2 protein-coding genes and 1 pseudogene are annotated in these 2512 nt (G+C 39.7%); all 3 read right to left on the bottom strand.

The features are described 5' to 3' along the window. Positions 1-660, bottom strand: a pseudogene (locus H5072_RS16745) (PD40 domain-containing protein); the annotation flags it as partial. Between the two features lie 105 nt (positions 661-765). Next, positions 766-1590, bottom strand: coding sequence for a M90 family metallopeptidase (locus H5072_RS16740; protein WP_002961680.1), 825 nt, complete (start codon positions 1588-1590; stop codon positions 766-768). Positions 1591-1755: 165 nt separating this feature from the next. Beyond that, positions 1756-2394 (bottom strand): chloramphenicol acetyltransferase, encoded by a 639-nt coding sequence (locus H5072_RS16735; protein ID WP_182694181.1) that lies wholly within the window; start codon positions 2392-2394, stop codon positions 1756-1758. Between the last annotated feature and the right edge of the window lie 118 nt (positions 2395-2512).

The raw sequence follows: 2512 nt of genomic DNA, 5'->3' as shown, positions 1-2512 counted from the left end.
CGCTACAGAATCCTTTGAATAATGAAAGGTTTTACCGGGTGTTGCATCATGCGAAAAGTATACATAACGACCATCAGGTGAAAACATTGGCTCACCTAAATCTTTTTGATCGTTCTCGCGTTTTGTAAGCTGTACGCCCTTGCCACCCGCTTTGTGATACAACCACACTTCACCTGCTCCCAATGAGCGGCTAGCTGTAAAGTGTTTACGCGCAACTAAGTAGTCGCCATCAGGACTCCATGCAGGGCTATTTAGTAATCTAAAGGTTTCATCGGTAACAGCGTGTTGGTTTTCGCCATTTAAGTCCATTATCCAAATGTTATCGCCACCACCTTGATCGGAGGTAAACGCAATACTTTTGCCGCTAGGACTAAAACGAGGTTGCATTTGCCATGCAATATCAGAGGTGAGCTTTGTAGCTGTACCACCACTCATTGGCATAGTGTAAATATCGCCAAGTAAGTCAAACACCACGGTTTTACCATCAGGGCTAACATCTATATTCATCCATGTGCCTTGCTCAACGCTAATTGCAGCGTCAACAAGTTGCCCCTTAGGTGAATCTACTTGCCATTTTTGTTCGTCTTTTTCGGCGGCATTTACCTGCCCTATCGCTAATGACACCGACAATGCTAATACTGTATGAAGCATTTTTTTCATGCGTTTCTCGCTTGTTATTGTTGCAGTAAAAACTATTTCACATGATTGCAACAAAAACAAACGCAACTTGCCAGCGTTATATGATAAAGCGCGGTTTATGTAGGTTTAATGCCAAACAATAGGGTCAAATTGATAGTAATTAACTAACATACTGTAAATTTCAGGATCGTATCGGCGAAGCTCTGCGGGTTTTTCGAGAAAAGTTTCGGTGAGTACAGCAAAAAACTCAGCTTCATTAGTTGCGCCATAGCTGTGAATAACGTGTGGCATGCTATAAGCAACATGGCTTTTTAACTGGGTGAAAGCACGGCTAAATACTCGGCCCCACTCTTTGTAATCTGCTGAGCTTTTTAAAATGGGCGTACCCGTTGTTTTACCTGTTTCCTGATCAAGTTGATGCGCAAACTCATGAAATACCAAGTTATGTCCATCGCTTGGTAAACGATTACCCTCAAGCACGTCATGCCAACTGAGTACAAGTGTGCCGCCAGGCCATGACTCGCCTAGTCTTACCGTATTGTGGTAACTCACAAGTCCTGCACTATCGCGAGTTGATTGCGGAGCATAATAAGCACTTGGGTATAATAAAATTTCTTTTACATTTCTATATAACGGCCACGGTTTATTAAGCACTAATACACACGCATCGGCGGCTACAATTAACTTCATTGCAGACGTTAGCCTTAAGCCATCACAACCGACAAAGCGTTTTTCGTTTAAAAACCACGTAATATGTCGCTCTAACTTTTCTCTGTCAGCGTCGGTCATTTTTTTATAGATGGGCATGCAACGCAGTAAAATATCTTTTTGCTGTGAATTTAAAGCAAAGTCTTTATATTTACTGCGCCATAATCGGTTTTGAATTGATGGCCAACGCCAGAAAATCACCACAAAAAGAATTAAAACAACAATTAACAGTCCATTTATCATGGGGATTTCCTGAGCTAAGGTATGGTATATAAATATGTCCAGCACACGTGCTTTTCAAGCATATAAGGTTATGTATTTGAATATAAAGTAATTCACATCGCATTGCTTATAGATTACTTATAAATTGTTTACTGCTTTGCACTGCCGTTAAATGACGTGTTTAAGTTAACCTTTGCAAAAGGAGTCAAATGTACCCTGCAATGTGTTTATAAATTTCGCTACGTGCAAACCATCCATTAATGAGTGGTGTACATCGATAGCTAAAGGCATTGTACCTGTGTGTTTATCAAACTGACCAAATACAAATTTAGGAATGCCTAAACTCTCCCCTTCACTAAATGCATGCGAAAACGCACTAAAATTCAGCCACGGCAAAACAGATATATGAATTAAGTCGGCCTGCCCTTCTGTTTGGGCAAATGCATCAGAAAATAACGGCTGTTGTTTCGCTTTTTTGCTTACGTCACTTGCATGATTTGCAAACTCTTTAAAATCGCTTGCGCTATTAAAATAACTAAAAACAAACGTATCGTTTTCAGACAACTCAACCACACTTGCGCGAACACTATTAAGTAACCATGGCCTACTATCTATTATACGTAGCATTATTGAATCGTACTCATGGCACGCTTTTAAGGTGCAATATACATATGCTTGAAAAAAAGAAAATTGATTGGTTTTGCAATAGTCGTAAAGTGCTTGAGCATCTAAACGCACACACACATTAAAATAAGGCTGAGAAAAGTGTTTAAATAATTCAAAGTGTTGCTTTCTAGGCCAATTATCTAAATCGATAGGCTGCATGAGAGAAGTTGAGGGAGTCATAATTTGCCGCACAAAATTAAAAATAAAGTGTACCGCTGTTCAGTAACAATTGCATTAACTTACAGATAAACAAAAGGTGTGCAATTGCACACCCTTA

It is taken from the genome of Pseudoalteromonas sp. SR45-5 (genome assembly GCF_014163565.1).
GTDB classification, from domain to species: domain Bacteria; phylum Pseudomonadota; class Gammaproteobacteria; order Enterobacterales; family Alteromonadaceae; genus Pseudoalteromonas; species Pseudoalteromonas distincta.
This window is presented reverse-complemented; position numbering and strand designations above follow the sequence as displayed.

Coding starts and splice junctions, on each gene's coding strand:
- H5072_RS16740 (WP_002961680.1), bottom strand. CDS start 1,590: ATGATAAATGGACTGTTAATTGTTGTTTTAATTCTTTTTGTGGTGATT.
- H5072_RS16735 (WP_182694181.1), bottom strand. CDS start 2,394: ATGCAGCCTATCGATTTAGATAATTGGCCTAGAAAGCAACACTTTGAA.